General features: G+C 24.1%; 1 protein-coding gene. It reads left to right on the plus strand.

Translation table 11 applies throughout. From position 1 onward, the window contains the following. The first annotated feature begins 268 nt into the window (after positions 1-268). Positions 269-961 (plus strand): hypothetical protein, encoded by a 693-nt coding sequence (locus tag L8X28_RS08275; protein WP_263666054.1) that lies wholly within the window; start codon positions 269-271, stop codon positions 959-961. Positions 962-1,087 lie beyond the last annotated feature (126 nt).

Below are 1,087 nucleotides of genomic sequence, written 5' to 3' on the forward strand. Positions count from 1 at the left end.
AATGATAACAAAACGCATTAGACTTAGGATCTGGTGCAGCAATGCGTGAAGGTTCAAGTCCTTTCATCCGCACCACTAATTTAGATTTTACTCAAATATGAAAACCTATAATTTATTTTTAGTTGCACAATAATAATATTTTAAATTAAAATATATTGCAAATATTAGGAAGATATTATGGTAAATATATCAAGTTAAAATTATCGAAAATTTTTGCAAGGATAAATTTAAAAAAGATACAAGGCTAAAGGATTTTTTTCATATCTTTTTGGCACAAAATTTAGAAATTTATACCAATATAGAAGACCAAAATTATACCAAAGGTACAATACTAATATATAAAATTTTTGATATATGTATTATATGTATAAAAGATGGAGTTTTCGTAGGTCAAGAGTATTGTCAATTTAAAAAAAGCGTGATAGATTATATAGTTGCTTATACTGATGAAAATATGAATGATGGTAAAATATCGCAACTATTAAGAGGTAGTTTTACATTAAAAATAGATAAATCAAATTGTTATGATAATCCAGATATTAAAGTTGTGTTTTCAGAAAAAGGCTTTTTGTTTCAGGCTAAATTTAACAATTGTGAAAGTAAATTTAAAGATACAATGACTATGTTTGCACTTTCTTTGGCTTATCGTGAGAAAATGGAGTATTATTTGAATTTGACTTCAAGTATTATAGATAAAGAAAACTACCATGATGTTATTGATATTAAAAAAGATTTTTATGTTTTTAATTTGAAATATTTTTTTAGCAACCCAATACATTATAACTACCAACAAAAACACACAATATGGAAAATTATATTTCATTATTATAATATTTTAGAGCAACATCAAGAATTAAAAATTCAAATAGAAAATCTTGTTGATATTTTGCATATTGAGCAAAATCAAGAAGAAGATAAAAAGGAAAAAATAAAAGAGAATAAAAGAAAAAAATTGAAATGATTTTTTAATTATCGGTGCTTTTGTTACTTTAGCTTCGCTAGTTAGTGTATACAAAGATGCTATGGAATTACTTGGTTAAAGTTATAGTATCACTTGTTTTGTGTTTTACTAAAATTTAACTCTCTA

The organism is Campylobacter sp. CNRCH_2016_0050h (assembly GCF_025772605.1).
GTDB lineage: Bacteria > Campylobacterota > Campylobacteria > Campylobacterales > Campylobacteraceae > Campylobacter_D > Campylobacter_D lari_D.